Below are 2,444 nucleotides of genomic sequence, written 5' to 3' on the forward strand. Positions count from 1 at the left end.
AATCCCGAGGCGATTCTCCAGCGATTTGATCCTGAGGATCGGCTCAAGGGGCTTGATCCTGAGGATCGGCTTAAGGGGCTTGATCCTGAGGCGCGGCTCAAGGGACTTGATCCTGAGGAGCGGCTCAAGGGGCTTGATTCCGCCACCATCGAAGCCTGGCTCGCCAAGCAGAAATCAAACAACGAACGCTCTTGATGCGGTCCCGTCAGAGGGCGAGGCTCACCGCAAACAGCATCCGGATGCCAAGCATCTGCCCCCGGTCTACCCCATGGTGCTCTACCATGGCCACAAAGCCTGGCACGCACCGAGCGACTTTCACGCCCTGGTCCGACCACTCCCGGCAGTGCTGCAACCCTATGTGCCACAGTTTCGCTACAGCCTGCACGATCTCTCAGCGCGCACCAACGCCGAGATCAAAGGCGATGTCCTCACCCGTCTGGTGCAACTGGCGATGCGCTGGATCTTTAGCCAAGAGCCGCTTGAACATCTGGAGCGCTTGATCGCCCTGATCGACCAGATCGCCGACCCTGTTATTGCGCCTGATTCCAGTGCCTGCCCGATCGTGCCGTATGGTGCTTGACGCCTTATTGCCATCCTGACATGGTTCACCGGATGACAGCGATCCCTGTGTTGAAGACGAAAGAACGCTATGGCGCAGGAATGGTGGAGATCGTGATTTGGCGGGTTCCGGAGCCGGTGCCAGCGTCTGAGCATCCGTTCAAATACCGGCTCGTCTATGTCGTGGACGGCCGGCGCATCGTCGGCTACGACAACGAGCGCGGCAAGGGTGACCACCGCCATCTAGGCGAGCGGGAGGAGCGCTACTGCTTCATTGACCCGGACAGGCTCCTGACCGACTTCTGGCACGACGTAAGAGGTGCAGCCGCATGAACGAGACGACGTTGCATGTGCGTGTGGGTGGCGACGTGGAGGAGAGTCTTCGCCGTGCAGCGGACAGCATGAAGGCGATTGAGCGTGGGCAACAGCCCGAGCCCTATTTCAGCGTCGGCTTCGAGGACATCGGCCAGATGCTGGCCGTCTTCACGCCCAAGCGCTGGGAACTGATCGGGGTGCTGCGCGCGAGCGGGCCGCTGACGGTGGTTGAGCTCGCCCGCCGTCTAAGACGCGATGACAAGAATGTGCACAGTGATGTCGATAGCCTGATGGAGTGGATGACCGTCGAGCGCGATCAGCAGGGATGCGTCTTCGTGCCCTGGTCCGAGATCATCGTGGATATGCACTTGCCCAAGCAGGCCGCGGCCTGAGATCAAGGGTTTTTTGGCGTCCCCCTCCAACCCTGGCTGCTCGCCGATCTCGAGGCAGCTCATCCAAGCCGCCTCGACCATCGGCAGGATGGTCTGCTCCGCGTCTTGCGGATGCGCCAGCGCCCACTCCAGCAGCAGATCGCCGAGCAAAAAGAAGAAGACCGGCGAGTGGTTCCAGCGCCTGCGCTCCTGCTCGGCGAGCATGATCGCCGTCTCCAGGTCACCCGTGCACGTTAGACAGAACAGCAGGTGCACGATCAGGTCATGCCGATTGAAGAGGTGGCGTTGACGTCTACTTTCGCGAAAGCTTCACCCGCCGCGAGATTGCCCAAGACTTTCTGCGTTGGCATCTGCCGGCGGAACTGCTGGCGTTTGTTGATCTCGACAGCTTGGAGATTAGCAAGGATAGCGACGTCTCCAGGGAGTTGCGTACCTCCTATTCCGACCTCGTCTACCAGCTGCGCCCGCGCGGTCTCGATCATCCTGTCACCTCTGCTGAGCCTGGGCCGGGATCAGCGTCGACATCCGCGCCCGATCTCGCGCTCTGCGTCTACATGCTGTTCGAGCATAAGAGCACGCCCGAGTACTGGGTCGCGCTGCAACGACTGCGCTACATCGCCCTACAAGGCGAGGCCTACCGCAAACAGGGGAATGATGAGGGACGGACCACGTTAACGGTCAACTACCACGAAACCGTTGACGACGGGGCGGGCAGAACCAGTCTCCAGGGTCGAGGCCGTGTTGGCTGGCCCTTGCTGCAGGTGTCTGCTGAGACGCCATCGGCTACACTTCCCCCATGAGCGCCGACCCCCGCCACCCCCCGGACAAAGACCCCCTGCGCCTCTGGCATCGCGCCTTCGGCATTGCGCTGATGGATGTTTTCGCCGAGGCACCCTGGGCCGTTGCATAAGCCCTCACCGCCTGGGTGCTCGACGAACTGGTCGGCCACGACGTCAATGATCGCAAGCAGCGGCTTGCGAGCGAAGGCAAGCGCCACCCGCTCGACGCCTTCGGCCTCTATGCAGTCGCCACCCGCTACCCCGAGCAGTTCACCCGCGCGCATTCGCTCCGCGCCACCGCCTGGGACGGCGTCTATGAGCTCCCCTGGGGCGCTCATCAGGTCCGGGTGATCGTGCTCAACCGCATCGAGAAACACCCCCACAATGCCGCCTGGGAACG

General features: G+C 62.1%; 4 protein-coding genes and 3 pseudogenes. All 7 read left to right on the forward strand.

Annotated features, from left to right (window positions below; all coding sequences use genetic code 11):
• Positions 1 to 195 (forward strand): annotated as a pseudogene (locus VBE63_RS27435) (hypothetical protein); the annotation flags it as partial.
• The gene (locus tag VBE63_RS27440) at positions 134 to 580 is read left to right on the forward strand and encodes an Rpn family recombination-promoting nuclease/putative transposase (RefSeq protein ID WP_323686166.1); all 447 of its coding nucleotides are present in this window, start codon (positions 134 to 136) and stop codon (positions 578 to 580) included. The pseudogene VBE63_RS27435 and the gene VBE63_RS27440, both read left to right, overlap by 62 nt.
• Positions 581 to 612: 32 nt before the next feature.
• Positions 613 to 891 carry a toxin-antitoxin system TumE family protein gene (locus tag VBE63_RS27445; RefSeq protein WP_323686167.1) on the forward strand — a complete coding sequence of 93 codons (279 nt, stop codon included), beginning with the start codon at positions 613 to 615 and terminating at the stop codon, positions 889 to 891.
• Positions 888 to 1,265, forward strand: coding sequence for a hypothetical protein (locus VBE63_RS27450; protein WP_323686168.1), 378 nt, complete (start codon positions 888 to 890; stop codon positions 1,263 to 1,265). The genes VBE63_RS27445 and VBE63_RS27450 overlap by 4 nt, the downstream gene beginning before the upstream one ends.
• A 111-nt stretch (positions 1,266 to 1,376) precedes the next feature.
• Positions 1,377 to 1,502: a hypothetical protein gene (locus VBE63_RS27455; RefSeq protein WP_323686169.1), complete on the forward strand. Its 126-nt coding sequence runs from the start codon at positions 1,377 to 1,379 to the stop codon at positions 1,500 to 1,502.
• 62 nt (positions 1,503 to 1,564) lie between these two features.
• A pseudogene (locus VBE63_RS27460) lies at positions 1,565 to 2,065 on the forward strand (Rpn family recombination-promoting nuclease/putative transposase); the annotation flags it as partial.
• 125 nt (positions 2,066 to 2,190) lie between these two features.
• A pseudogene (locus VBE63_RS27465) lies at positions 2,191 to 2,444 on the forward strand (hypothetical protein); the annotation flags it as partial.

Origin of the sequence: Lamprobacter sp., assembly GCF_034860625.1 — a bacterium.
Lineage (GTDB): Bacteria > Pseudomonadota > Gammaproteobacteria > Chromatiales > Chromatiaceae > Lamprobacter.

Excerpts from the sequence above, each read along its gene's own strand:
- VBE63_RS27445 (WP_323686167.1), top strand. The coding sequence starts at position 613 with ATGACAGCGATCCCTGTGTTGAAGACGAAAGAACGCTATGGCGCAGGA.
- VBE63_RS27450 (WP_323686168.1), top strand. The coding sequence starts at position 888 with ATGAACGAGACGACGTTGCATGTGCGTGTGGGTGGCGACGTGGAGGAG.
- VBE63_RS27455 (WP_323686169.1), top strand. The coding sequence starts at position 1,377 with ATGCGCCAGCGCCCACTCCAGCAGCAGATCGCCGAGCAAAAAGAAGAA.